The 23,782-nt window shown below is 37.5% G+C and carries 23 protein-coding genes; 7 read left to right on the forward strand and 16 right to left on the reverse strand.

What is annotated here, in order from left to right; genetic code table 11:
- Nucleotides 1–102: 102 nt before the first annotated feature.
- From V3565_RS03875 to V3565_RS03925, 11 genes are all read right to left on the reverse strand, one after another.
- A complete protein-coding gene (locus V3565_RS03875) occupies nt 103–879 on the reverse strand; it encodes a type IV secretion system protein (protein ID WP_455477900.1) in 777 nt (258 codons plus the stop codon).
- Complete coding sequence (locus V3565_RS03880) at nt 876–3,347, reverse strand: VirB4 family type IV secretion/conjugal transfer ATPase (RefSeq protein WP_455477901.1); 2,472 nt, start codon at nt 3,345–3,347, stop codon at nt 876–878. Before V3565_RS03880 ends, V3565_RS03875 begins: the two co-directional genes overlap by 4 nt.
- Before the next feature lie 2 nt (nt 3,348–3,349).
- Nucleotides 3,350–3,658: a type IV secretion system protein VirB3 gene (locus tag V3565_RS03885; protein WP_455477902.1), complete on the reverse strand. Its 309-nt coding sequence runs from the start codon at nt 3,656–3,658 to the stop codon at nt 3,350–3,352.
- A gap of 12 nt (nt 3,659–3,670) precedes the next feature.
- A complete protein-coding gene (locus V3565_RS03890; RefSeq protein ID WP_455477903.1) occupies nt 3,671–3,982 on the reverse strand; it encodes a conjugal transfer protein in 312 nt (103 codons plus the stop codon).
- Between the two features lie 166 nt (nt 3,983–4,148).
- Entirely contained in the window at nt 4,149–4,463 is a 315-nt protein-coding gene (gene trwL, locus V3565_RS03895; RefSeq protein WP_455477904.1) for a VirB2 family type IV secretion system major pilin TrwL, read from the reverse strand.
- A 117-nt stretch (nt 4,464–4,580) separates the two neighbouring features.
- On the reverse strand, nt 4,581–4,898 hold the full coding sequence (gene trwL / locus V3565_RS03900) for a VirB2 family type IV secretion system major pilin TrwL (protein WP_455477905.1): 318 nt from the start codon (nt 4,896–4,898) through the stop codon (nt 4,581–4,583).
- Nucleotides 4,899–5,016: 118 nt separating this feature from the next.
- Nucleotides 5,017–5,334, reverse strand: a complete 318-nt coding sequence (gene trwL / locus V3565_RS03905) for a VirB2 family type IV secretion system major pilin TrwL (RefSeq protein WP_455477906.1) — start codon at nt 5,332–5,334, stop codon at nt 5,017–5,019.
- A gap of 118 nt (nt 5,335–5,452) precedes the next feature.
- A complete protein-coding gene (gene trwL / locus V3565_RS03910) occupies nt 5,453–5,767 on the reverse strand; it encodes a VirB2 family type IV secretion system major pilin TrwL (protein ID WP_455477907.1) in 315 nt (104 codons plus the stop codon).
- Nucleotides 5,736–6,029, reverse strand: a complete 294-nt coding sequence (gene korA, locus V3565_RS03915; RefSeq protein WP_455477908.1) for a KorA family transcriptional regulator — start codon at nt 6,027–6,029, stop codon at nt 5,736–5,738. Before korA ends, trwL (V3565_RS03910) begins: the two co-directional genes overlap by 32 nt.
- A gap of 127 nt (nt 6,030–6,156) precedes the next feature.
- The gene (locus V3565_RS03920; protein ID WP_455477909.1) at nt 6,157–6,813 is read right to left on the reverse strand and encodes a lytic transglycosylase domain-containing protein; all 657 of its coding nucleotides are present in this window, start codon (nt 6,811–6,813) and stop codon (nt 6,157–6,159) included.
- Nucleotides 6,810–7,412, reverse strand: coding sequence for a hypothetical protein (locus tag V3565_RS03925; protein WP_455477910.1), 603 nt, complete (start codon nt 7,410–7,412; stop codon nt 6,810–6,812). Before V3565_RS03925 ends, V3565_RS03920 begins: the two co-directional genes overlap by 4 nt.
- 164 nt (nt 7,413–7,576) lie before the next feature.
- Here V3565_RS03925 and V3565_RS03930 point away from each other — a divergent pair, with 164 nt between their 5' ends.
- Nucleotides 7,577–7,864, forward strand: a complete 288-nt coding sequence (locus V3565_RS03930; protein ID WP_455477911.1) for an H-NS histone family protein — start codon at nt 7,577–7,579, stop codon at nt 7,862–7,864.
- Between the two features lie 575 nt (nt 7,865–8,439).
- Here V3565_RS03930 and V3565_RS03935 read toward each other — a convergent pair.
- A complete protein-coding gene (locus V3565_RS03935; RefSeq protein WP_455477912.1) occupies nt 8,440–9,702 on the reverse strand; it encodes a ubiquinone biosynthesis hydroxylase in 1,263 nt (420 codons plus the stop codon).
- Nucleotides 9,703–9,932: 230 nt separating this feature from the next.
- On the opposite strand from V3565_RS03935, the gene V3565_RS03940 reads away from it, so the two are divergent.
- The 6 genes from V3565_RS03940 (at nt 9,933) to V3565_RS03965 (ending at nt 18,675) form a co-directional block, all read left to right on the forward strand.
- Complete coding sequence (locus V3565_RS03940) at nt 9,933–12,338, forward strand: DNA translocase FtsK 4TM domain-containing protein (protein WP_455477913.1); 2,406 nt, start codon at nt 9,933–9,935, stop codon at nt 12,336–12,338.
- 103 nt (nt 12,339–12,441) lie between these two features.
- Nucleotides 12,442–13,074: a LolA family protein gene (locus V3565_RS03945; RefSeq protein WP_455477914.1), complete on the forward strand. Its 633-nt coding sequence runs from the start codon at nt 12,442–12,444 to the stop codon at nt 13,072–13,074.
- 5 nt (nt 13,075–13,079) lie between these two features.
- On the forward strand, nt 13,080–13,889 hold the full coding sequence (locus V3565_RS03950; RefSeq protein WP_455477915.1) for an exodeoxyribonuclease III: 810 nt from the start codon (nt 13,080–13,082) through the stop codon (nt 13,887–13,889).
- A gap of 95 nt (nt 13,890–13,984) precedes the next feature.
- Nucleotides 13,985–15,466: an efflux transporter outer membrane subunit gene (locus V3565_RS03955; protein ID WP_455477916.1), complete on the forward strand. Its 1,482-nt coding sequence runs from the start codon at nt 13,985–13,987 to the stop codon at nt 15,464–15,466.
- Nucleotides 15,463–16,689: an efflux RND transporter periplasmic adaptor subunit gene (locus tag V3565_RS03960; RefSeq protein WP_455477917.1), complete on the forward strand. Its 1,227-nt coding sequence runs from the start codon at nt 15,463–15,465 to the stop codon at nt 16,687–16,689. Before V3565_RS03955 ends, V3565_RS03960 begins: the two co-directional genes overlap by 4 nt.
- A 3-nt stretch (nt 16,690–16,692) precedes the next feature.
- The gene (locus tag V3565_RS03965; RefSeq protein WP_455477918.1) at nt 16,693–18,675 is read left to right on the forward strand and encodes a MacB family efflux pump subunit; all 1,983 of its coding nucleotides are present in this window, start codon (nt 16,693–16,695) and stop codon (nt 18,673–18,675) included.
- Between the two features lie 516 nt (nt 18,676–19,191).
- Here V3565_RS03965 and V3565_RS03970 read toward each other — a convergent pair.
- The 4 genes from V3565_RS03970 to acs form a co-directional block, all read right to left on the reverse strand.
- Nucleotides 19,192–19,866, reverse strand: coding sequence for a YdcF family protein (locus tag V3565_RS03970; RefSeq protein WP_455477919.1), 675 nt, complete (start codon nt 19,864–19,866; stop codon nt 19,192–19,194).
- Between the two features lie 4 nt (nt 19,867–19,870).
- On the reverse strand, nt 19,871–20,824 hold the full coding sequence (locus V3565_RS03975; protein WP_455477920.1) for a cell division protein FtsX: 954 nt from the start codon (nt 20,822–20,824) through the stop codon (nt 19,871–19,873).
- Complete coding sequence (gene ftsE, locus V3565_RS03980; RefSeq protein ID WP_455477921.1) at nt 20,817–21,476, reverse strand: cell division ATP-binding protein FtsE; 660 nt, start codon at nt 21,474–21,476, stop codon at nt 20,817–20,819. The genes V3565_RS03975 and ftsE overlap by 8 nt, the downstream gene beginning before the upstream one ends.
- A 251-nt stretch (nt 21,477–21,727) precedes the next feature.
- Nucleotides 21,728–23,674: an acetate--CoA ligase gene (gene acs, locus V3565_RS03985; protein WP_455477922.1), complete on the reverse strand. Its 1,947-nt coding sequence runs from the start codon at nt 23,672–23,674 to the stop codon at nt 21,728–21,730.
- Nucleotides 23,675–23,782 lie beyond the last annotated feature (108 nt).

Here is a 23,782-nt window from a genome sequence, read left to right on the forward strand (position 1 = left end):
CCTTTAAATCTTCAGGACGCCATCGAATATTGTGTATCTCTTTTCATTTTTATGAGAAGAAAGAATAAGAAAAATCAGTGAAATCATCAGTCAGGAAATGTTTCATCGTATAGATCGTATAGTTGGCATTTTCGTATTTTTATTATTAAGAATTTTCATATTACGTTTATGTTTTTGTTGACTTATGAGCGTATGTTCCGCATTACGTAGATGCCCAATCATTTGCAATTTTGTGGCTTCGTTCTGTATCAGAGCTAATTCGCCTTTGATACGCGCCTGCAATTCAGCAATACTTTTTAGATCTTTTGTTTTATCGATTTCTTCTAGTAGTTCTGCAAGTTGTTTAAAACGATTTTCTGTTTCTTGGAGAGTTTGCAAACTGATTGCTTTATCGACGATAGCTGCATGTTGGCTGCGTTGACTGATGGAATCACGCGTTCCTTTAGCAGAATCAGAAATTTCTTCTTCACGTCGAACACTTCCTAACAATGTTGATATATCAGAATTATTAGCTTGGTTATAAATCTCTTGTGGATTTTTGAGAAAAAAACTACCGTGATTTGTCCGCAGGGCACCAAATTTTCTGTTTTCTGTTATAGATTTATATATTTTTTCATCTTGTTCAAATTGTTTCTTCTTTATTTCAAGCTGTTGTTTCATTAAATTAAGAATTTGCTCATAATCCTGCGATGGAGTAGATTTTTTTGGAGTATGTGATTTTGGTTGTGATCTTTTATTGAAGTTCCCAAAAAGCCAATTGGAAGACATAACTGATTTGTCCAAATCTGTCGCACCAGCTCCAAACCAAGACCCTGCTGTTACTAGGCTTGATGTTCCAAGAACCACTGCTATCGCTACTGAAACAATTTGCTTTTTCATATTGTTCTCCTTTCAGTTTTTACGTGTTGTAAAAAAATTGGTAACCATACGGCTGGATCGTCACCGACTTCAGCGATAATAGTTTCTACCAACTCCGCATTATCGGGCGTGCCCGATAACACCAAGAGTTCATCACTAAAGTCGCGCTCGATAATTTTTCCATCAACTTTTACTTGAAATTTGCCTAAATTTAATTCTGCAAGCGCAGACTGATCCCCCTGTTTTATGAGGAATTGGCGGCTAAATTCCCCAAGTCCCTTGACAAGTTCGAATTCAGCATCTGTTAATTTGAATCCTTCTGTATAGTCTTCATAATTTGCCTTGGGATTGGCCAGAAAAATATAAGTTGCACATTGCTGAATAAGTGTTTTGGCAATATTACTCTCCAATGCGTCACCAGGTTCTTGTGTAGCAAAAACAAAAATACCATTTTGTTTCCGAATAGTCTTTTGTTTGTTTTTTGCTAAATCTTCAAAATACGGATCTTGCAAAGATTTCCAAAATTCATCGAAAATGTACATGAATCTTTGCCCACTAATCATCCCTTCAGTGCGATAAAGCAAATACATCATTACTGGAGTACGGGTTTCTGGATTATCCAAAAATTCAGTAATATCAAAGCCATAAATTTGATGTGTTGATAAATCAAGCGCATCAGTTAAATTATCAAATAACCACCCATAATCACCACCTTCACACCATTTTACTAAACGAGCGTGAACAGTCGGATGCGCATCATAATCACTTAACCGTGGATTTGGTAAAAATTGCACCAGAAAAGACAAACGACGGAGCGACCTATCAATGTTATCGCTCATAATCGCTGTAACGGCTTGGTTAATTTCCTCTTCATCACGGTGTGTAACTTCACCACCTGCTTCCGCCAATTTTTTAACAAATTGTTTAAGAAAAATTAGATTATCTTGTGTAGGTGGAAGCTGAAATGGATTAAAACCACTTGGTCGTCCTGTTTTAAACGGTAAATACCGCCCACCCATTGCTCTAATAGCAATTTCCATACCGCGATCTTTATCAAAAACAACAGTTGTCGGTTTAAATTTTTGCGCTTGTGCCAACAAAAAACCAAGCAAGACAGTTTTACCAGAACCAGATTGTCCGATAAGTGCGGTATTACCGAGTAGTCTTTTATCAGTTGCATCTTCTTCAAGCTTAGAGGCATGAAAATTAAAATAAAGTGGCGTTTTACTTGTTGTTTTAAGAATTGTAACCGCTGGTCCCCACGGATTACCGGTTGGTTTTCCTGACATAAAATTATGAAAAGATGAAAATGACAAAAAATTGAGTGACGTAATTGGAGCAGGGCGTGGACGCCATTTCCAATTTCCTGGCAGCTGTGCCCAATAACCAGCTTCTATAGCGAGATCTACAGGTCTTGGTAATACTGCGGCATCTAACATAGCTGCACTTGCCTTTGCCATATAATCACGAACCTGTTGGATTGTATCGCCGTAAACAGTTAATGTGCAATGATGCTCACCCATGACAAAATGGCCACTTATAAGTTGATTTAGAGCTTCATCAATCTGTGCAATTTGGCTTGTTGCCACATCGCGGGCATCAATAAGATTACGTTGATGCCGTTGTAAATAATCTTTAGCAGCATGTCGTGAAAGTATAGAGAAACTCTGTGTTAGCACAAATTCAAAATCGCTTTCTAACAAAGCATTTAATTGGCCTGGTCTGGTTGTAGCATCATACTCTTTAATTTCCATCATACCAAACCGGCGGATTCCGGTAGTTGTGCGTAACTCACCAAGGGCTCCCCATTTTGAAAAGAAAGGACGATTGATGGACATATAGTCAGCAAAACGATCTTGACAGATCGGCATAGGCCGATATTCACCATTGACAAGCATTCCAAGAAATTCAAGGGCAGAAGAATAAGCATGACCATTTTTTTCATAAGCACCGAGTAATTCAGCACCATAATGTCTCAACGATTGACCTAAAGTACGGTTGATATCATTAAGAGTCTTTATACACGACTCTTGCCGCATCTTTTTTTGATCGAGTGTTTCGCGCTCATGTTGAGAAAAAAATGACATAATTTTGTCAGCTATCGGTTGAAAAATGATCGTCAAATATAGATCATTAACCATTAAATTATAACCAGCAAAACTTTGTCGATATTTTTCATCGAGCTGGTAACAAAACATTTTATCAAATGTTGAATCGGGATATTCATAAACGCGACGGCGCACAATATGTGTCCATAATGACAAATTAGCTGATGCAACACCACGTAAGGCATTATTTAGTTCTTTGATCCACTGAAAAATATCTTCTTCTGAAGCGCTTTGATGTGAACGTCCATCAAGCTTCCAAACTGACAAATACTCTGCATTTTTGGTAGAGATAATTGTGTCTGTCACGTGATGCGAATAAGGTAGAAACAGACTCACCGGCGTTTCTGATGCGAGCAGTTTGCTGCTTTCAACAGCCTTCATGCTTATCTCCTTTTGCGATAATTAGAGGGACTATAACTTGATGCACCCCAAAAGCTTTTGTTGCGGTTACGAAATTTGGTATCAATCCATAACCCCCAGATACGAAACGCTTTATCATCATTTTTGGTAATTTGTACCATGATAAACCATAATGGTGGGGCGATAAGCCACAAGAAGATATTTATTGTCATGGCCACAATGGCTACACCTATAACCATAACCATGAGCGCCATCATCGGTACACCAAAAATTGTTGGTACGCGAGTGGCTCCCTTGAATAAAGGAAATTCTTCATGTTTTTGTGATTTCATAAATTGATCCGATTAGCTAATGTGGAATAATATATGACTAATATAGAATGCTACACCAGCGATAATAATGCTGAGTGCCCATCGTGCGAATGTAGCTTTTGCAATAAGACGAAATATATAGATAATTAATAGAAATACAAAAATGACAGCAGCAGCTAGAGGAACAATCGTACTGAGTCCATATTGCATACAGATTAAAATATCCATGTCTTTTGTTTTTGTTTGCGCATACACAGATTGAGTTACTAAGAATATAATTGCAGTTGCAAAAGCAGTACCAATCTTACTATCAGCTCTTGCTTGCAAAGCACTTGATTGTTTCATGTTTTTCATCCTCATTATAATTGAAGTTGTCATAAACGATATTTCCTTTTGCAGTATAAGTTTTGCAGCATAAGTTAAAACATCGCTAATGGATCAAAAACTGTCGAACAAGAGTATCTTTTTTGAATAGCGAAAAATACTTCGTGCTATCATTTTCATTATTTTCTCAAGCCTTAAACAATAGCTCACTGAGTGCTGTTGCTGATCCAGCTACTATAACACCAATTGACCACCGTACGAATGTACCTTTTTCGATAAAACGACCTGCATAACCTATCGCTAGACCCAGCAGTATGACAGCAGCAGCGATAGGGAAAATTTCTTTCAGGTCGCTTTGCACCGTTTTCAAAGCTGTTTCAGCATTTTTCAATTTTGTAACTTGAGCACATACAGGATGAGACATAAAAAACACAACAACCGTTACAATAGCTGTAATAAACTTGTCACTAATCTTTGATTGGAAAGTGTTAAATTTGTTCATTTTCATTATCCTAATTAAGATTCAAACTGTTTTTGGCAGTATTTATATTCATAAAATTGCTAAAATAGATTTTTTGAATAACAAGAATACTTTGTATTATGCAGCTTATTGATGTATCTAAGCAGCCTTAAACAACAGTTCACTGAGTGCGGTTGCTGATCCAGCTACTATAACACCAACTGACCACCGTATGAATGTACCTTTTTCGATAAAACGACCTGCATAACCTATTGCTAGACCCAGCAGTATGACAGCAGCAGCGATAGGGAAAATTTCTTTCAGGTCGCTTTGCACTGTGTCCAAAGCTGTTTTAGCATTAGTTAATTTTTGAACTTGAGCATATACAGGACGAGCCATAAAAAACATAGCAACCGTTACAGCAGCTGCAATAACTCCGTTGTTGACCTTTGATTTGAGAGTATTAAATTTCTTCATTTTAATTATCCCGATTAAAATTAAAATTGTTTTAATAGTATTTTTATACCCGTGAAGTTACCAAAATAGATTTTTGAAATAATAGAATACTTTGGTATTACATAGCTTTATTATGTCTTTAAGTAGCCTTAAACAACAGTTCACTGAGTGCGGTTGCTGATCCAGCCACTATAACACCAATTGACCACCGTACGAATGTACCTTTTTCGATAAAACGACCTGCATAACCTATTGCTAGACCCAGCAGTATGACAGCAGCAGCGATAGGGAAAATTTCTTTCAGGTCGCTTTGCACTGTGTCCAAAGCTGTTTTAGCATTAGTTAATTTTTGAACTTGAGCATATACAGGACGAGCCATAAAAAACATAGCAACCGTTACAGCAGCTGCAATAACTCCGTTGTTGACCTTTGATTTGAGAGTATTAAATTTCTTCATTTTAATTATCCCGATTAAAATTAAAATTGTTTTAATAGTATTTTTATACCCGTGAAGTTACCAAAATAGATTTTTGAAATAATAGAATACTTTGGTATTACGTAGCTTTATTATGTATTTAAGTAGCCTTAAACAATAAATCACTGAGTGCGGTTGCTGATCCAGCCACTATGACACCAATTGACCACCGTACGAATGTACCTTTTTCGATAAAACGACCTGCATAACCTATTGCTAGACCCAGCAGTATGACAGCAGCAGCGATAGGGAAAATTTCTTTCAGGTCGCTTTGCACCGTTTTCAAAGCTGTTTCAGCATTTTTCAATTTTTGAATTTGAGCATACACAGGATGAGTCATAAAAAACGCAGCTGCTGTTGCGGTAACCCCAATAATTTTCCCATTAATATTTTGAAAGATATTTGATTTTTTCATGTTGTTCGTCCTGATTAAGATTAAAATTGCCACAAATAACCCCCCGCTCACGAAGAAATTTAAAAAGATATTTAGGATCAGCCCAAGTCCTCAATTTTCCTCTCTGCGTAAGAAGCGTGTATTTGTTTGTTTGGCCAGTCACTGGATTATCTGCAATAAACGTAAAGTACCATTCTCTTTCTGAGCGCATTACAATTGTAACTTCACGTGCTACTTTTTGACTAAATGCCATATCAACACTGCTTTGTTCTATCATTTTCATTATTTTTGACCCTCAATTTAAAATAGATTTCGTTCAATCTATCAATTAGAGCCTTAATATTCTCTTATCTACCTTGCATTATGATATCCTATCAAAATTATAGATCTAATTTATAAAGTAGTAACCGTTATTCTTGCGATTTTTCAGATGAAGAACGATATTTTGCTGTAAAAGCATCATGCACACCACTTGCTTCATTGGTAAATGCATCTTCTAGCTCTTCTCGAGAAGTGACAGAACCAGATTTCATTTTAACAAGTTTTTTGGGTTCTCCAGTGTTAAGTTTTACAAACTCCTGTTCTTCATCTCCTATAGACGCGAGAGCAGGAACTTCAACCCCAACATATGAAGCAATTTTTTGCATAGCAAAGCCACGCTCACCATTTCCTACGCTGTAACAGTTCAACGCATCTTTCAAGGCAGATTGTTCAGAGTCGTACTCCAATTTTGCGCGTTCATAGCAGTGAGTTAAAATAATTTGGATAGCCTCGAGATTTTTGCAGGGGTTAAACAAATCCGAAAGAGACATACCAAGCCACTCAAGATTTTTGACACTTATTTGTCCCAAACCTATGTTTAAATTATGACCATCATGCCTAAGTTGCTCAGCTGTTGTTATTGCCTCTTCAAACGAGGATGGTTGAGGCGATATCTTCTGATGATTGTTGATACTCACTGCATACACATCACCCCGCGACTCTTTCATAACAACAGCTGAAAGTGTTATCGGGTGAATGGCTGGAGCACATGCAGTAGCAAGCATCATAAAATCTGAAATAATCATTGACAACGCACTCCATGATAGAAAATGCGACTCACGTGAGAAAAGGTTTCTTGCAGATCTTCCGATAACCGCCATATTATAGAATGAGAGATTCGTAGAGTGAGATTTTTTAATCCAAAATATTGCCTGCTATTACAATCGATTCCACTGTTTTGAAAAAGATGCATAATACGCGCTAATAAACATCTAACTTCGCAGATAGAGAGCATAAAGCCAAGTACACCACGGTTACAACCACCGCTGATATTACGCATATTCATTTCCAAAAAAGATGATGCACATCCAAGCAAAGGTTTCTTTTCTTCACCAATCGAAGCCGATCGCGTAAAGTGACTCTTCGCCAATTTCTCTTGTTCCGCATATGGTTGATATAAAATAGGAATCGATCGTTGAACAGCATACCCGTTCTTGCTAAAACGAATCGCTACATTGTTATGCACATAGGGCTTGTTCTTTGCTGAGTATTGCCATAGTTTATAAATTAGCAATTTATAACCACTTTCAGCCGCTTGTTCACGATAATTAGAAAGGCGTAATGGAGATCCAACAACCCTATTTTCAATTTCAGCAATTAAGCTGAAAAAGAATATGGCAGTCATATCCGAGACACAAATAAGGAATTTTTTGTAGTCCAAAACATATCTCCATGAAAGCAATATATTTATCGTATTTCTAATTTCGATAACAAATAGGCAGAAATTGTCTATAATTGTGTTTAAAATATGACAAAACATAATTCTTTTTTGCAAGGGGAGTAATTAAGGTGAATGATCTCAAAAATATGAATTTCGATGAGCTACAAGAAATGCGTGCTCAAATTGATATCGAATTAAAGAAACGGCAAGCAAAGGAAAAGCAAAATGCGCGGCGAAAAATCCTTGAAATCGCTAATATGCACGGAATTGATATTGCTGATCTTGTGAGAAAAGAGCGCCATTATAGAAATCCTAATAACCAATGGGAATTATGGAATGGTCGTGGGCGCAAACCTAAATGGATTAAAGAATGGTTGGAGAGTGGTTATTCACTTGAAGAACTAGAAATAACATAGCATGTATGCGCTATTCACAATAATGTTAGGACATTAATCCTACATCAGCAATATGCATTTGCAACATATAGTTATGTATTAAAATGCTGAGCCTATATGTTAAGATGCTTGGGTAGGTAAATTTTACAGCGTACAGCGCAAGCCAATCCGTTTCTACAGCTCCTTATAACAGGTCAGTCAAAAATGAAAGGTCGTTTCAAACAAAAGAAAAATTAGGCAATTTTATGTCTTTTATTTGTCCTCATTTATCATTTGTTAGATACAGAAACTCATTAAGTTCTGCGGTAATGACCGTAGCATGGGCAACTTTACATCTATATCATAACAGATTTTACTAAAATCTTATAATGAATTAATGAGATTGTTTCTTATTCTTTCTCTATCATGTCGTTGAAGAATACGACACTATATCTGGGCATTTGTTGAGTATGCTCTTGGGTGATATGCAATTAAACAATGAAATTTTTTTATTTATTTCAAGTTATGAAAAAAATCTTATGAGAAAGATATAAAATCGGGTAGTTGATTTTTATGGCTTCATTTTAAGCAGGAGCGTTGGTTTACTGCTGTTTTGCTTAAAGCGGCAGTCCGTGTAAAAGGCGTGGAGCATTAGGGGTAAGCCCAGCAGCTTCTTGGATGAAATATTGTTTCATTTTTGGCATGTGGTTAACGATTCCAAGTCCGACATCACGAAGCATTCGCAACAAGAGGTTATCATTAGAAAATAGTTGATTAAGCCAATCATTACTCAGAGCCATTCGTACCATTTCAAAACGTCTCCAGCTTTGGTAGCGTTCTAGGGCAATAAGAGATCCAATATCAAGACCGAGCCGTGCTGTTTCTACAATAACTTCGGCGAGAGCGGCGCTATCTCGTAAACCTAAATTAAGTCCTTGTCCTGCAATGGGATGAATTGTGTGTGCGGAATCGCCAATAAGAGCAAAACGGGGTTTAATGAATTGGCGTGTTAAAGAAAGAGTTAAAGGAAAAGCTTGACGTTCGCCATTCCACGATATTTTTCCAAATCTATGACCTATACGTTTTTCGATTTCTGTTTCAAAAATAAATGCATCAGCTTTTAGATAATATTGAGCAGTTTTATGGTGCTCATTCCATACAATAGCTGATCGATTTCCTTTAAGCGGAAGAAAAGCGAAGGGGCCAGCGGGTAAAAAATGTTGTATTGCTTGACCTTGATGGGGTTTTTCATGCTCAATTGTGCAGATTATTGCTGTTTGTTTATAGGAATGAGAAAAGTTTTTAAGACCCGCTTTTTCACGCAATTTGGAATGTACTCCGTCTGCTGCAATCAACAATCTAGTTTTCCAGATTTCTTCATTACTTAAGGTAACAGTTGTATGCTGATCTTTTTGGTAAAAATCAAAGGCACGTGTATTTTCAATGAAAGTAATGCCTAGATCTTTTACACGTTTTTTTAAGGCACCTATAAGATTTTTATATTCAACCATAGCAGCGAAAGGCTCATTAGGAGTAACATCTCCTTCAAAGGTTAAAAAAACTGGTTTAACAGGATCATTTGCACAGGCATCAGTGATTATCATAGAATGAATGGGTTGGGCATGAGGTTCTATATGTTCCCAACATTGCAATTGCTTAAACATACGAATAGAAGCAGCAGCAAGGGCGATTGCTCGTATATTGGGGACAAAGGTATTTTCTTGAGGGGCTGCATCAACGATATTAATTTTTATATAAGGAGCAGCTTGCTTAACCGCTATTGCAAGTGTTAGACCAATAGCTGCACCACCTACGATGAGAATATCACAGTGTTTTGTATCTTGATGGAGCTTTATGTCTTCATTTGGATCAGTATACACAATCCTTCTTTCTACTTTTACACAGTTTATGAGCTATTAAATAAAATGGATACTTTCCTTTAATATCATTTTTTGCATAACATTAAAGGAAATTGTTATAGTTATGATGGTTAAAACTGTATTAATATTTCTGAGTTATGATTTTTCAGCTCTTTTGTGCAAAATGCATAAGGTTTTTTGTTTGTGGTTGATGGATGAACTAAAGTTTTACTCCGTATGATTTATTAAAAATGCCAAATTCTCAAAGTTTTCGACTTATTGAAATGTTTTTACGTCAGATTGGTGTCTTCATCGGTCTTGGGCTTTTTGGCTTTATGATTTTTTGTGTTTTTGCTTTGGCAACTTGGAATGTTTCCGATCCATCGTTAACTCAGGCAAATATGAATGAAATTACAAATTTTATGGGGTGGTCAGGCGCAGTTTTTTCAGATTTTGCCATGCAGTTTTTTGGTTTGGCAAGTATTGGTGTTTTACTACCACCATTATTTTGGTCATTCCTTTTGCTAGCACAGAAGGATATTCACAATTTGATTTTTCGCCTTTTTTTATGGGCGGTGTCGACAATTTGTTTTTTAGTGTCTTTTGCTCTTATGACACCTATTAGCTCTTTTACATACTGGCCCCTGCCAATTGGTCTTGGAGGTGTTTTAGGTGACAAAATTTTAAACGCTGCTCATTTAATTTTTCCTGTCCTTCACTCTTCTTTTCAGAAAGTGTTGTTAGGAGTTGCTTCCACATTTTTAGGTCTTTTACTGGCTGTTTTTGCCGGTAATGTGGTGTGGAGACGTCAGAGATATGAAAGAAAGGTTAAAAACACTAGGAAGGTCGAAATTGTAGACTCAGATTTTGATATGTCAGAAGATGCGGAAGATTCTGAGGATAAAGTGCGGCATGGTTTTTTTGTCACAGCTATAGGTGCAGTTTTGCATTTTCTTTATTTTTTACAAGCACGGATTTTTCGTTTTTTTTCGTTCAATAATCATCTTAAGAAATCAGGCTGGTCGTTTGACCGAATTGAACCAGTTTTTTTTGATGAAGAAATACAATGTGATAGGCATAAAAATAAAGCTCCCGTTTCTCTCGTTAAAAACAGTGTTTTTAAACCTTTAATGGTTTCTTCAAAAGATGGTTTCCTTCTTCCCCTTTTAGACTATCTTTCGATTGCTCCGCCGGTAACAAGGGATGCTAAACTTTCTCCTTCGGCTCTAAAAGCAAATTCTCATGAACTTGAAAATGTTTTGTTGGATTTTGGGGTTAAAGGAAAAATTATTGATGCACGCCCTGGTCCAGTAGTGACTTTGTATGAATTTGAGCCAGCTGCTGGTATTAAATCGTCCCGCATCATTGGTTTATCAGATGATATTGCCCGTTCTATGCGTGCGATTTCAGCACGGGTTGCTGTAGTTCCAGGACGGAATGTTATTGGAATAGAATTGCCCAATGCAACACGTGAGATGGTTTATTTACGTGAAATTTTGCAAGCACAAGAGTTTGCGAATAGCAAAGCAAAATTGGGGCTTGCTTTAGGGAAGACAATAGGTGGTGAAACGGTTATTGCGGATTTAGCAAAAATGCCGCATCTTTTAGTGGCAGGTACAACAGGATCTGGTAAATCTGTCGCTATTAATACCATGATTTTGTCGCTTCTTTATCGGATGACACCTGAGCAATGTCGTTTAATCATGGTTGATCCGAAAATGCTTGAACTCTCAGTTTATGATGGTATTCCACATTTGTTAACACCAGTTGTAACAGATCCTAAAAAAGCAGTGATTGTTCTGAAGTGGGCTGTGCGTGAAATGGAAGATCGTTACAGCAAAATGTCAAAGGTTGGTGTTCGTAACGTAGATGGGTTTAATGCACGTCTAAAAGAGGCTGAAAGTAAGGGTGAAACTATGACGCGTACAGTTCAAGTTGGATTTGATCACGAGACTGGTAAACCCCTTTACGAAACCGAGATACTCAATTTAAGCCCAATGCCGTATATTGTTGTTATTATTGATGAAATGGCGGATTTGATGATGGTTGCTGGTAAAGATATTGAGGGAGCTGTTCAACGCTTAGCACAAATGGCACGTGCTGCTGGTATTCATGTTATTATGGCCACGCAACGTCCTTCAGTGGATGTAATTACGGGGACTATTAAAGCCAATTTTCCCACACGTATTTCTTTTTCTGTTAGTTCAAAAATTGATAGTAGAACAATTCTTGGCGAGCAGGGAGCTGAGCAATTGTTAGGACAGGGAGATATGCTCTTCATGATGGGAGGAAGTCGTATACAGCGTGTCCATGGGCCTTTTGTTGCGGATGATGAAGTGGAGCAGGTTGTAGCGCATCTCAAATCTCAGGCACGTCCTGAATATTTGGAAACTATTACGCAAGAAACTGCAGAAAATAGTATTGATGTTTCCTTGAATTCTTCTTCTGCAGATGATCCCTATAGTCAAGCTGTTGCTGTTGTTCTTCGTGATCGTAAGGTTTCAACCTCTTATATTCAACGCCGTTTAGGCATCGGCTATAACCGCGCCGCCTCATTGATTGAGCGAATGGAAGAAGAAGGTATTATTAGCTCAGCCAATCACGTAGGTAAACGAGAAATTTTAATACCTTCTGAAGAAGAACCTTTTAAAGGTTAAAGTATTTTTATGGCTTTTTCAAACATTATTCTTAATTAAATGGTATTGAGCTATTATTTACTTCCTATGTTTAGTGTTAATCGTACTGCTTTGGAGCATTTTTATGAAAACGTCTCTTTTACCACAAAAAAGCATACTAGGGTTTTCTGTATTCATTATCTTTTGGTGCTTAGCTTTTCCTGCTTTTTCACAATCAGCTAATCAAGTGGCAAAAGCGCAGAATGTAGCTAACCATTTTGCAGCGATTAAAACGATGACAGGCGATTTTATTCAGTTTAGTCCAAAGGGAGCCATGACTGAGGGAACATTTTATTTGGAACGTCCAGGAAAGATTCGTTTTATTTACAAAAAAATACCTTTACAAATTATAGCAGATGGTAAATTTGTTGGAGTTAATAATCGTGCTTTAAATACTTGGAGTTATTCACAGCTCTTGTATACGCCGATGAAATTTTTGTTAGACGATAGAGTTGACTTATCATCAGGACGTTTATTATCATTCCGCGAAGATCCAGGAGCGGTTACTATAGTTCTGCAGGATCAAAGTCTTGGTAAGGGGCAAATAAAGATGATATTTGATTCCAGAAATTATGCTTTGCGACAGTGGACGATTATTGATCAACAAAATTTGGAAACCACTGTTCAAATCCTAAATGTACGGACAGGTGTTAGATTTGCTGATGGAGTGTTTACACTGCCAAGTAAGAATATTTCTTCCTCACGTCACCGTACTTAAAACAAATGTTTTTTCGCATTGCTACTTGGAATATCAATTCTGTTCGTTTGCGTCTTTCGCAGGTTTTTCAGTATCTGAATATATTTGCGGTGGATGTTTTATGTTTACAAGAGACAAAATGTCCAGATGATTTATTCCCACGAGAGGCTTTTGAAGCCGCTGGCTATCAATATATCGCACTGAGTGGGCAAAAATCTTACAATGGGGTGGCGATTATTTCTCGTTTGCCTTTTAAGAGTGTTGAAAAACGTTTCTTTTGTCAAAAAGAAGATTGTCGTTACATTTCTGTTGTTATTGAAGTTTATGGCAGAGGAATACGGATTCATAATTTTTATGTTCCCGCTGGAGGTGATGTACCTGATGCTGACGTAAATGAAAAATTTCGTCATAAACTTGATTTTTTAGAAGAAATGTCTTCTATTAAAGCTGATCAGGGAGACGGTCTATCTTCTCTTTTGGTTGGTGATTTGAATATTGCTCCTTTAGCCGATGATGTGTGGTCTCATCATCAATTGTTGAAGGTCGTAAGTCATACGCCAATTGAAACAGAAAGTTTACAATCTATATGCCGTCAAAGTGGGTGGGTGGATTTGATGCGTATACATTTTCCTATTCCTGCCAAGCTTTATACATGGTGGAGCTATCGTGCACGCGATTGGGCGCTTTCTAATCGCGGTCGTCGGCTTGATCATATCTGGGCCTCGCCAGATCTTCTTCCTTTTATCTCAGATCTTTCCATTTTTCGTGATTCACGGGGGTGGGATCAACCTTCAGATCATGTTCCTGTAAAAACAGTATTTGATTTTTCAAGATAAGTTTGAAATATTTACTCTGAAAGTAAAATATTAATAGAATTTACTCTGAAAGTAAAATATTAATAAATTGATTCTGAAAACATGCGGGAAGTTTAATGCAAATCAGAAATTTTAAGTGGGTAACTTCGAGGGTTTTATTTAGTAGTGCTTTTTTCTGTTGTTTTGTGTTGTCAGGATGTATGGTTGGTCCTGATTATCGCAAAACATCTTTTAATGTTCCGCAAGTTTGGGGGCAACAGTCTAAGCAGATGTCGAAGCATCCGGTTGTTCTTGCTGGATGGTGGCGAAGTCTCAATGATCCAATTTTAAATATGTTAATTGATCATGCGATTGCTGGAAATAATAATGTTGCTGTTGCAAAAGCACGTGTTCGTGAAGCGCGTGCTAGTTTGGGTCAAACTATTGGATCTCTTTTACCGAGTATGTCCAGTTCAATTTCGAAAATCCGCAGTTCTGGACAATCTGATACGTCATTAAGTCAATATCGTAGTGGTTTTGATGCTAGCTGGGAGCTTGATTTTTTTGGTGGGCATAAACGTGCTGTTGAGGCAGCTCGTTACGGTCTTGATGCTGCTGTTGAAGATATGTATGCCACAATGGTCACATTGCTAGGAGATGTGGCAACAAATTATGTTCAAATGCGCGGTTGGCAACAAAAATTGTTGCTTGTGCAGAAAGTTGCTTCCTTACAGCGTAAGACATTTGAGTTGGTACGTGCTAAATTAATAGCTGGAGATGCTTCAGAGCTTGATGTTTCAAACGCACAAGCGCAAATGGCAAATACAGAGGCAGATATATCACAGACAGAAGCTAATGTGGCAATGAGCATCCATCGCCTTTCTGTTTTAACTGGTTATGTGCCTACCGCTTTGAAGGATCTTTTGCAACAGAATGCTAAGCAAGTGCAGATTCCGCAACCGAAATGGCCGATATCGGCAGGAATTCCGGCCGATATTTTGTTAACACGCCCAGATTTACGACGTGCGGAACGCCAATATGCACGAGCTACGGCACTTATTGGTCAACGTGAAGCAGAGCTTTATCCATCACTTACTTTAACAGGTAATATTTCAACAACAGCAATGTCGATCGGCCAATTATGGAAAAATTCAACGATTGGATGGTCTTTTGGACCCAGCATTCGTTTACCGTTTTTTAATGGAGGACAAGGTGTAGCATCAGTTGCTGTTGCTCGTGCACAGCGTGATCAAGCTTTTATCAGTTATCGGGCTGCCGTATTGGAAGCTCTTGAAGATGTAGAAAATGCGCTTGTTAGATTAATCAAGGAACATCAGCACCTAGAAAAGCTTATAGTTGCTGACGCAGCTTATCTACGTTCATTAGAAATTTCACGACGTCTTTTTAACAATGGAAATACTAGTTTTTTTGAATTATTAAATGCTGATCGTTCTTATTATTCTTCACAATTAGCGCTTCAAGACAGTCGTGTTTCTTTGGTTACTAGATATATTGCGTTGATGAAAGCGTTGGGCGGTGGCTGGGATGGTTCGATTGATGTATCACGTTCAGAAGTGGTTGATGGTGTTACCCATTCACGTATAAAGGTAGGGAAATGAAAAGAAGTTTAATTAAAAATGCTATTATGAAACGCAAAAAACTTTTCCTATTTTTAACTGGTATGCTCGTTGTCGTTTTATTTTTGTGGCTCCGTTCTCTTATTTTTGGAACGTCTATGCCAACTTACATGACAGCAGTTGTGAAGCGTGGTGATATTGAGGAAAGCGTTTTAGCGTATGGTCTTTTGCGTCCCTATCGGTTGGTTGCGGTAGGTGCACGTACGACAGGTCGCGTAGTGTCGATGCCTGTTTTTCCAGGAAGTGTTGTGAAAGAAGGAGATCTCTTAGCAGAAATTGACTCTACAGATCAGGAAAATGATCTGAAAAGAAAAAAAGCAGCATTATCTCATTATCATGCAAGCTTGAAGGAACAAGAGGCTTATCTTGCACTTGCACAGAAAAATTTAGAACGTCAAAAAAAAATGATTGAAGTACATGCTGTTTCACGAGCTAATCTTGATGAATCTATAGCACAAGTAAAAATACGTGAAGCGCAGATTATTCAGCTTCGAGAGCAAATTTCTCAAGCACAAATTGACGTGGATAGTGCAGAAGTCAATTTAAGTTATACGCGAATAACTGCTCCTTCAGCGGGAACAGTTTTAGCAACAGTTGTTGAAGAAGGACAGAATGTGAATGCAGTTCAATCTGTACCAACAATTGTTATTTTAGGCGATTTATCGAAAATGACTATAAAAGCACAAATTTCAGAAGCAGATATTCTTAAAGTTCATTCTGGACAACCTATTTATTTAACGGTTTTAGGAAATTCACAGCGTCGATATGAAGGAACTTTGGAAAGGATAGAGCCGGCACCTGAATCGATACGTACTGATGTGAGCATTAATCCTGGTATGATAGGCAATTCTAATTCTTTAACGTCGTCAGCAGTTTATTATAATGGAATTGTACATATTGATAATAAGGATAATTTTTTGCGGACTTATATGACTGCCCAAGTTCATATTATACTTGGTCGTGCTCAGAATGTTTTATTGGTGCCAAGTGATGCTTTACGCGATGAGACAAAAGAGCGTAAAGCGTGGGTTTCTATTTTGGATAAGCGCAATAATGTTGTTGCGAAAGAGGTAACTGTTGGTCTTAATAATAAGGTAATGGCAGAGATTGTGTCAGGCTTAAATGAGGGTGATGTGGTGATTACTGGTGTGCATGATGGGACGATGCCAGAGTCTTCTGATATATATAGTGAAGACGAGATCTAATCCATGAAAACAGAGCAAGCAGATGATGTCCTCATTTTGGAGAATATTGTACGAAAATTTCCTGCAGGTGACATATTCGTTACTGTCTTGAAAAACATCAATCTCACCATTAAACGTGGTGAAATGGTGGCTATTGTAGGAACTTCCGGTTCAGGAAAATCCACATTGATGAATATTTTAGGATGCCTTGATAAACCAAATTCTGGTCGTTATCTGGTTTCAGGTAAAGAAACAGCCACTCTTTCTGCTGATGAATTGTCAGCTTTACGGCGCAATCATTTTGGATTTATTTTCCAACGTTATCATTTATTAAATGAATTGACAGCTCTTGGCAATGTTGAAATTCCAGCTATTTATGCAGGGTGTGACGTAGCAACAAGAAAAAAACGTGCACAGGATCTTCTAATACGCTTAGGTCTGAGAGATCGGATGAATTATCGTCCAAACCAGCTTTCAGGTGGTCAGCAGCAGCGTGTGTCTATTGCTCGTGCTTTAATGAATAATGCTGAAATCATTCTTGCGGATGAACCAACTGGTGCATTAGACACACAGAGTGGTCAAGAAGTATTATGTATTTTGGATGAGCTTCATCAAGAAGGGCACACCATTATTATTGTAACCCACGATATGCAAGTTGCTAAAAGAGCTGATCGTATTATTGAAATCAGAGATGGAGAAATTATTGCCGATACTGTATCGAAGGTTGCAAAAATAAAGGATGAAAGTCTTTCTCCTTATAAGAAGCAGAATCTAAAAGATCAGAAAGCAGTAGGTTTTTTTCGTTCTTTTATTGAACGTTTTCGTGAAGCGTTTATGATGGCTTTGTTAGCAATGAATGCGCATCGGATGCGGACTTTTTTAACAATGCTTGGCGTGATTATCGGTATTGGAGCTATTATTTCTATGGTTGCTCTAGGTAATGGTACACGGGAAACAATCTTAGAAAATTTTAAGAGCTTGGGGTCTAATACATTGACAATTTTGCCTGGGAAAAGCTTTTCTGATCCACAATCAGAGAAGATTACCAGTTTAGTTGAAGCAGATGCAGAAGCCCTCTCTAAGTTGTCTTATGTTTCTGGCGTAACACCTCAGATTTCAGCAAATTCGATGATACGTTCTGGCTCAGTTGAGGCTAATTCTGTGATTATAGGAGTAGGAGAACAATATTTTCAGACACAGGGGCTGAGTGTTATTGAAGGACGGTTATTTGATAAAAAAAGTGTACAAGATCGGGAAGTGGATTTAGTGATTGAAAAAGAAGCAATTGCTGTTCTTTTTCCTCATAGTCGTGAAAGTCCTATTGGTAAAATCGTACATGTTGGTAAAGTGCCAGCGCGCATTGTTGGTGTTGTAGCTTCCCAAAATAGTGGAGGTGTATCCAGTACGTTACAGGTTTATTTGCCCTACACAGCACTGCAAACGCGTTTTCTTGGAACAACACAGGTTCGTGCCATTACGGTTAAGATTGCTGATGATGTTGATTCACAGTTAGCAGAAACTATGGTTAAGCGTTTTTTAATTATGCGGCATGGTGAAAAAGATTTCTTCATTAGAAATTCAGAATTTTTTCGTGATCGGATCATGGAAAGTACAAATGTTTTAACACTTTTAGTATCTTCAATTGCAGCTATTTCGTTAATTGTTGGAGGTATTGGGGTAATGAACATTATGCTGGTTACTGTTTCTGAACGGATTAATGAAATCGGTGTGCGTATGGCGGTTGGCGCGCGCCAGAGTGATATTTTGCAACAATTTTTAATTGAAGCGATTTTAGTTTGTGTAATTGGTGGTGGTTTTGGAATCCTGTTTGGATTTTCTGTTGGTGGTTTGTTTTTGCTGTTTCAGGCACCTATCCACTTGTCTTATACAATTGAGTCGATCATCATAGCTCTTACTTTTTCTACTATAATCGGTGTTTGTTTTGGTTTTTCACCAGCACGGCAAGCTTCACGTCTTGATCCTGTTGTTGCTCTTTCGCGCGATTAAGCATCGTGATGTGCAAGAAGAATTGTGACTGTAACGATTGTAACACTTACTAGTGCGTTAATGAGAAAGTTTACTCATTAAGAAGATGATACTATTTTGATTGGTTTGTTGTATCTTTTTTATAGATAGGCAATGCAATTTATATCAGGTACTTAGTATCTTAGTTTATGTATACAGTGCTAATGGGATGTTTGCAGTAACAAAACAATCAGTTCGTGAAGTGGGGTAAATAGATATTTTTCTGTTTGCTTGATAAATGGTTCATGCCAAAATTTGTATTAAAAACAGTAGTTCTTATTTTGAGTAGTGGCTTTATTTTTAATAAAACAAATTTTATGGGAGCAATTTATTGCAAAGAAAAGAGAGCAAAATCACAATCAATCTGTGCTATAACGTGCAAGATATTAGGTGATTATTATTGTGCAAGATTTCATGTTTCTGTAGCTTAAAACAAACCGTGATTGTAGTCTACGCATTCAAATCTTGTTAAAAAAGGTACACAATTTAATACAATAATCAAAAGGCAGTTCTGACGTGTACCCCAATAGTTTTGATATATTCAAGTGCAAGAATGCGTATTTGGTTCATTTGTTGTATCGTGCTTTCTTTGCCAGTTTTTTTTACGGGATAAGCAATAAAATTTACATCAGGCATTAAGTGCTTAAGTTCGCGCAAGGAGCGCCACATGTGATAATCATGGGTGACAACATAAATGTTTTGATAATTATGTTTTTTGATCCAAGCAGCACTTTCTTCGGCATTTCCTTTTGTGTTGGTTGCTTTATGTCCAATGTCAACGCAACAAGCGAAGAGATTGGGGTTAATATAGGTGATACGTGTGAATCTATCGATATTAGTTGTTGTATTTACTCCGCTGATTAATAGCCGTGAACCAAGCTTTTGTTGCAATAGCTTTAGTCCTGTCTCTACTCGATTTTCTCCACCTGTTAGAACAATAATCGCATCTGCTTTTTGTAAAGGATTTGGTGGTTTGAGTTGCTCAGTTTTTTCAGAAAAAATAATGAAACTAATGCAAAAAAAGATAGCTATCATTAAAAGAGAAAGTACTGTTGGAGGTAAATAACGAAACAAGTACTGAAAATACTGTATATTGCATGTAGTACTCTTTGGAACGGAACGCTTTAGATTATCATGTATTGATGATTTTGAGTTGCGTGAGTTATTGATCATAAAATTAAAATAAGCCGTTTTCGCTTTGATCCATTTTTTTTAGTTGCGCCAAAATAGTGATTCTGTTTGTAAACATAGTAAGAAAAGAAACAAAAATAATCAGGCTGATGATTTTGCCATATGGAATAGAATAAAATGAAAAATGCCCAAACAAAGCGGTTATTTGGCTAGCTTCTATTTTACCTAGGTTATAGTCTGTCCAGAAAGAAAAAGCACCAAACAGGAATATGCTTGTAGCACTACCATATAATGCACCACGTAGTGCAGTTTTAAAGAAATGCCAGTCAAATTGTCTAGCAATGAACATGGTTTCCGTTCCAAGGAAATATAATACGTTAATAATATGAGCATTCTCTACCAGAGCATTGCGTGTGGCAAAGATAATTGTGAGGATGAGAGAACCTAAAACTAGTACTAAAATTGAAATACCAATAAAAACAGTTGTCTGTGCCATTGTTGCAAAACGGTTTACCCAATTACGGTGATCATCAAACTGTCCTCCTGGGATTTGTGTTTTGATGGCTTGGTTGATTGCACGAAAGTTAATCTTTTCATTCTCTTTCAGAGTTACGATTATGAGTCGGGGAAGTGGTAATTCATTTAAGGTTAGGCCTGTTCCTAGCCATGGTTCGAGTAATTTTTCAGTGGCTTTTTGGTCAACAATTTTAGCGTCTTGTACTCCTTGAAATGTTTTAACCAATTTCACTGCATCGCGGAGAGATTTTTCGATATCAATATTTTCAACAGGACGTATTTGAATCGTTGCTTCATAGCTAATTTGATTGCTCCAATTATTGGCAGCATGCTTTACTAAATCAACACTGATTAGTGCTAGGCTTGAGAGAAATGTCATAATAGCAATTACTGCAACTAATGCTCGTCCAGAAATATTATCACTGGGAATAATCGCAGTTATGTTTTTGTTATCACGTGTAAAAATCGGGAAAGATTTATTCATGAATTGTCATCCGTCCATTATGGAGAATCATGCGCCGTGCTGCGACTTGTTCCATCAATGCGATGTCATGGGTAGCAATAATAACAGCTGTTCCAAAACGGTTTAATTCAATAAACAAACGCAGCAGGCGTTTTGCCAAAGGTGGATCAACATTTCCTGTTGGTTCATCAGCCAGTAGGATTTCAGGTTGATCAATGAGTGCTCGTGCAATCGCTACTCTTTGTTTTTCACCACCGGAAAGGACTGGTGGCAAAACATGAATATGATTTCCAAGGCCAACCCAACGTAAAAGATCTTCTACTTCACTTCGATAGGTCGCTTCTTCTTGTCCCTTAATACGTAAAGGTAAAGAGACATTTTCATAAATTGTCATATGATCAAGTAAACGAAAATCTTGAAAGACAACACCAATACGCTGACGTAGTGCAGGGAGCTCTTGTCGTCTCAGTAATGCTGTATCAGTTCCAAATAAGTCAATGTGTCCACGGGTTGGTTTGAGCGCTAAAAACATAAGACGCATTAACGATGTTTTACCTGCTCCAGAGGCACCAGTGAGAAATTGAAATGATCCAGCAGGAATATGAAAGCTAATATCACGTAAAATTTCAGAGCCCATACCATAACGTAGCCCAACATTTTCAAAATGAATCATCTTCGATTACCACTTCTGCTTCTATATTGAATCGTTATATGGCATTTCATTTTCATTGCTGCAGGCTTTTTTCAGTTTTCACACTTAGCAAATTTGTAGACTTTTCTTCGATCATTTCTCATTTGCATTAAGAAATATATTGATAATATCATTAATCGTTATGGCTTTCCTTATTTATTTTATCAGGAATATTAGCGTAGCTTTAGCGAGTGTGCTAAAGCTATCGCAAATATTTTGCATTAAATTGTGGTTTATCTATTTTGGCGGTTGGCAATAAGATCATCAACGACTTGTGGTTCAGCAAGAGTTGAAATATCTCCTAGGTTATCGAAGTTATTTTCGGCAATTTTTCGCAAAATTCGTCTCATAATTTTTCCCGATCGTGTTTTTGGTAGCTGAGAAGAAAACTGAATTTTATCTAATATGGCAATAGATCCGATTTCCTTTCTGATATGATTTATAAGATCTTTATGCAATTCTTCACTGGAAGTTATGCCTTCCATCAGGGTTATAAAGCTGTATATGCCCTGTCCTTTAATAGTATGGGGATATCCTACTACAGCTGCTTCTGAGACAGCGGGATGTGAAACGAGTGCTGATTCAATTTCAGCAGTTCCAAATCTGTGTCCAGAAACATTGATGATATCATCAACCCGTCCTGTGATCCAATAATATCCATCATTATCGCGTTTACAACCATCGCCTGTAAAATACTTTCCCTTGTAAGTAGAAAAATATGTTTGGATAAAATGCTCATGATCATTATACAGAGTACGCATTTGACCAGGCCATGAATCGATAATGCAGAGATTGCCTTCTGCTTCGCCATCAAGAATATTTCCTTCAGAATCAATAATTTGTGGTTGAATGCCAAAAAAAGGGTGTGTTGCTGATCCCGCTTTGAGTTCTGTGGCACCGGGCAAAGGAGTGATCATATGTCCCCCTGTTTCTGTTTGCCACCATGTATCAAGAATGGGGCAACGACTCTCTCCTACGGTTTGATAAAACCATTTCCATGCTTCTGGATTAAGAGGTTCACCTACTGTTCCTAAAAGGCGTAAGGATGTTCTTTTAGAGCGTTTAACAAAAGAATCTCCTGCACCCATTAAGGTACGGATAGCTGTAGGTGCGGTATAGAGTGTATTGACTTTGTGCTTATCAATAATTTCCCAGAATCGGCCTTGATCTGGAAAGGTTGGAATGCCTTCAAATATTAAAGTAGTGGCACCATTGCACAAAGGGCCATAAACAAGATAAGAGTGGCCGGTGATCCAGCCAATATCGGCAGTACACCAGTAAATTTCATTAGGATGATAATCAAAAACATATTGATGTGTTATTGATGCATAAATAAGATAACCAGCTGTAGTATGTAAAACGCCTTTTGGTTTGCCTGTTGAACCCGAGGTATAAAGGATAAAAAGTGGGTCTTCAGCATTCATTTTTTCTGGTGGACAATCAGTCGTGGTATGGCAGATCTCTTCATGATACCAAAAATCACGTCCTTCTACCCAATTAATTGCACCGCTGGTACGTCGTACGACCATTACTTGGTTTACATGTACGTTATGGTGGGATGCGATCTTAATGGCTTGGTCAATGTTTTCTTTTAAGTTGATTAATTTTTCTCCACGAAAGCTTTGGTCGGCAGTAATGATAAAAGTTGATTGACAATCAACAATTCGTTTTGCAATTGCTTCTGCAGAAAAGCCTGCAAAAATTACTGAATGAATAGCGCCAATACGAGCGCAAGCTAGCATAGCGTAGATCGCTTCAGGAATCATCGGCAGATAGATGGTCACTCTGTCACCTTTCTTTATACCGTGATTTTTTAAAAGATTAGCAAAGCGACATACATGTTCGTAGAGCTCATTGTAGGTTATTTTTTTATCATGATAAGGATTATTTCCTTCCCAAATCAGTGCGATGTTGTCTCCATGATTTTTTAAATGGCGATCAATGCAATTGTAGGCAACATTTGTTATTCCATCTTCGTACCATCGAATTGATACATTGCCACTAAATGATGTGTTTTTTACTTTTGTATAAGGTTTAAACCATTCAATACGTCGCCCATGTTTGCCCCAGAAGGTTTCTGGATCATTGATGCTTTCTTGGTACCATTGTTGATAAGTGTCGTTATCAATGAAAGCATTTTTTTTGATATCATTTGGTACTGGATAGATTTTTTCAGACATGGTTCCCTCTCATAATTATTGTTTGGAAAAATCAGCCACTCTATTTGCGTTTGCGCATCTTTGGCAAAATCCCCCTTTAGGCTTTTCATTCACGTAAGAATGTCATTT

The sequence above is a fragment of the Bartonella sp. B10 genome (assembly GCF_053794435.1).

What these genes read in the sequence shown, in the direction of transcription:
- ftsE (WP_455477921.1), bottom strand. Translation starts at nt 21,476, where the DNA reads ATGATTCATTTTGAAAATGTTGGGCTACGTTATGGTATGGGCTCTGAA.
- trwL (WP_455477906.1), bottom strand. Translation starts at nt 5,334, where the DNA reads ATGAAGAAATTTAATACTCTCAAATCAAAGGTCAACAACGGAGTTATT.
- V3565_RS03970 (WP_455477919.1), bottom strand. Translation starts at nt 19,866, where the DNA reads ATGATCAATAACTCACGCAACTCAAAATCATCAATACATGATAATCTA.
- acs (WP_455477922.1), bottom strand. Translation starts at nt 23,674, where the DNA reads ATGTCTGAAAAAATCTATCCAGTACCAAATGATATCAAAAAAAATGCT.
- trwL (WP_455477907.1), bottom strand. Translation starts at nt 5,767, where the DNA reads ATGAAAAAATCAAATATCTTTCAAAATATTAATGGGAAAATTATTGGG.
- V3565_RS03920 (WP_455477909.1), bottom strand. Translation starts at nt 6,813, where the DNA reads ATGATTATTTCAGATTTTATGATGCTTGCTACTGCATGTGCTCCAGCC.
- V3565_RS03965 (WP_455477918.1), top strand. Translation starts at nt 16,693, where the DNA reads ATGAAAACAGAGCAAGCAGATGATGTCCTCATTTTGGAGAATATTGTA.
- trwL (WP_455477904.1), bottom strand. Translation starts at nt 4,463, where the DNA reads ATGAACAAATTTAACACTTTCCAATCAAAGATTAGTGACAAGTTTATT.
- V3565_RS03885 (WP_455477902.1), bottom strand. Translation starts at nt 3,658, where the DNA reads ATGAAATCACAAAAACATGAAGAATTTCCTTTATTCAAGGGAGCCACT.
- V3565_RS03880 (WP_455477901.1), bottom strand. Translation starts at nt 3,347, where the DNA reads ATGAAGGCTGTTGAAAGCAGCAAACTGCTCGCATCAGAAACGCCGGTG.
- V3565_RS03960 (WP_455477917.1), top strand. Translation starts at nt 15,463, where the DNA reads ATGAAAAGAAGTTTAATTAAAAATGCTATTATGAAACGCAAAAAACTT.
- V3565_RS03955 (WP_455477916.1), top strand. Translation starts at nt 13,985, where the DNA reads ATGCAAATCAGAAATTTTAAGTGGGTAACTTCGAGGGTTTTATTTAGT.
- V3565_RS03875 (WP_455477900.1), bottom strand. Translation starts at nt 879, where the DNA reads ATGAAAAAGCAAATTGTTTCAGTAGCGATAGCAGTGGTTCTTGGAACA.
- V3565_RS03945 (WP_455477914.1), top strand. Translation starts at nt 12,442, where the DNA reads ATGAAAACGTCTCTTTTACCACAAAAAAGCATACTAGGGTTTTCTGTA.
- V3565_RS03940 (WP_455477913.1), top strand. Translation starts at nt 9,933, where the DNA reads ATGCCAAATTCTCAAAGTTTTCGACTTATTGAAATGTTTTTACGTCAG.
- trwL (WP_455477905.1), bottom strand. Translation starts at nt 4,898, where the DNA reads ATGAAGAAATTTAATACTCTCAAATCAAAGGTCAACAACGGAGTTATT.
- V3565_RS03975 (WP_455477920.1), bottom strand. Translation starts at nt 20,824, where the DNA reads ATGAATAAATCTTTCCCGATTTTTACACGTGATAACAAAAACATAACT.
- V3565_RS03925 (WP_455477910.1), bottom strand. Translation starts at nt 7,412, where the DNA reads ATGACTGCCATATTCTTTTTCAGCTTAATTGCTGAAATTGAAAATAGG.
- V3565_RS03890 (WP_455477903.1), bottom strand. Translation starts at nt 3,982, where the DNA reads ATGAAACAATCAAGTGCTTTGCAAGCAAGAGCTGATAGTAAGATTGGT.
- korA (WP_455477908.1), bottom strand. Translation starts at nt 6,029, where the DNA reads ATGAAAATGATAGAACAAAGCAGTGTTGATATGGCATTTAGTCAAAAA.
- V3565_RS03950 (WP_455477915.1), top strand. Translation starts at nt 13,080, where the DNA reads ATGTTTTTTCGCATTGCTACTTGGAATATCAATTCTGTTCGTTTGCGT.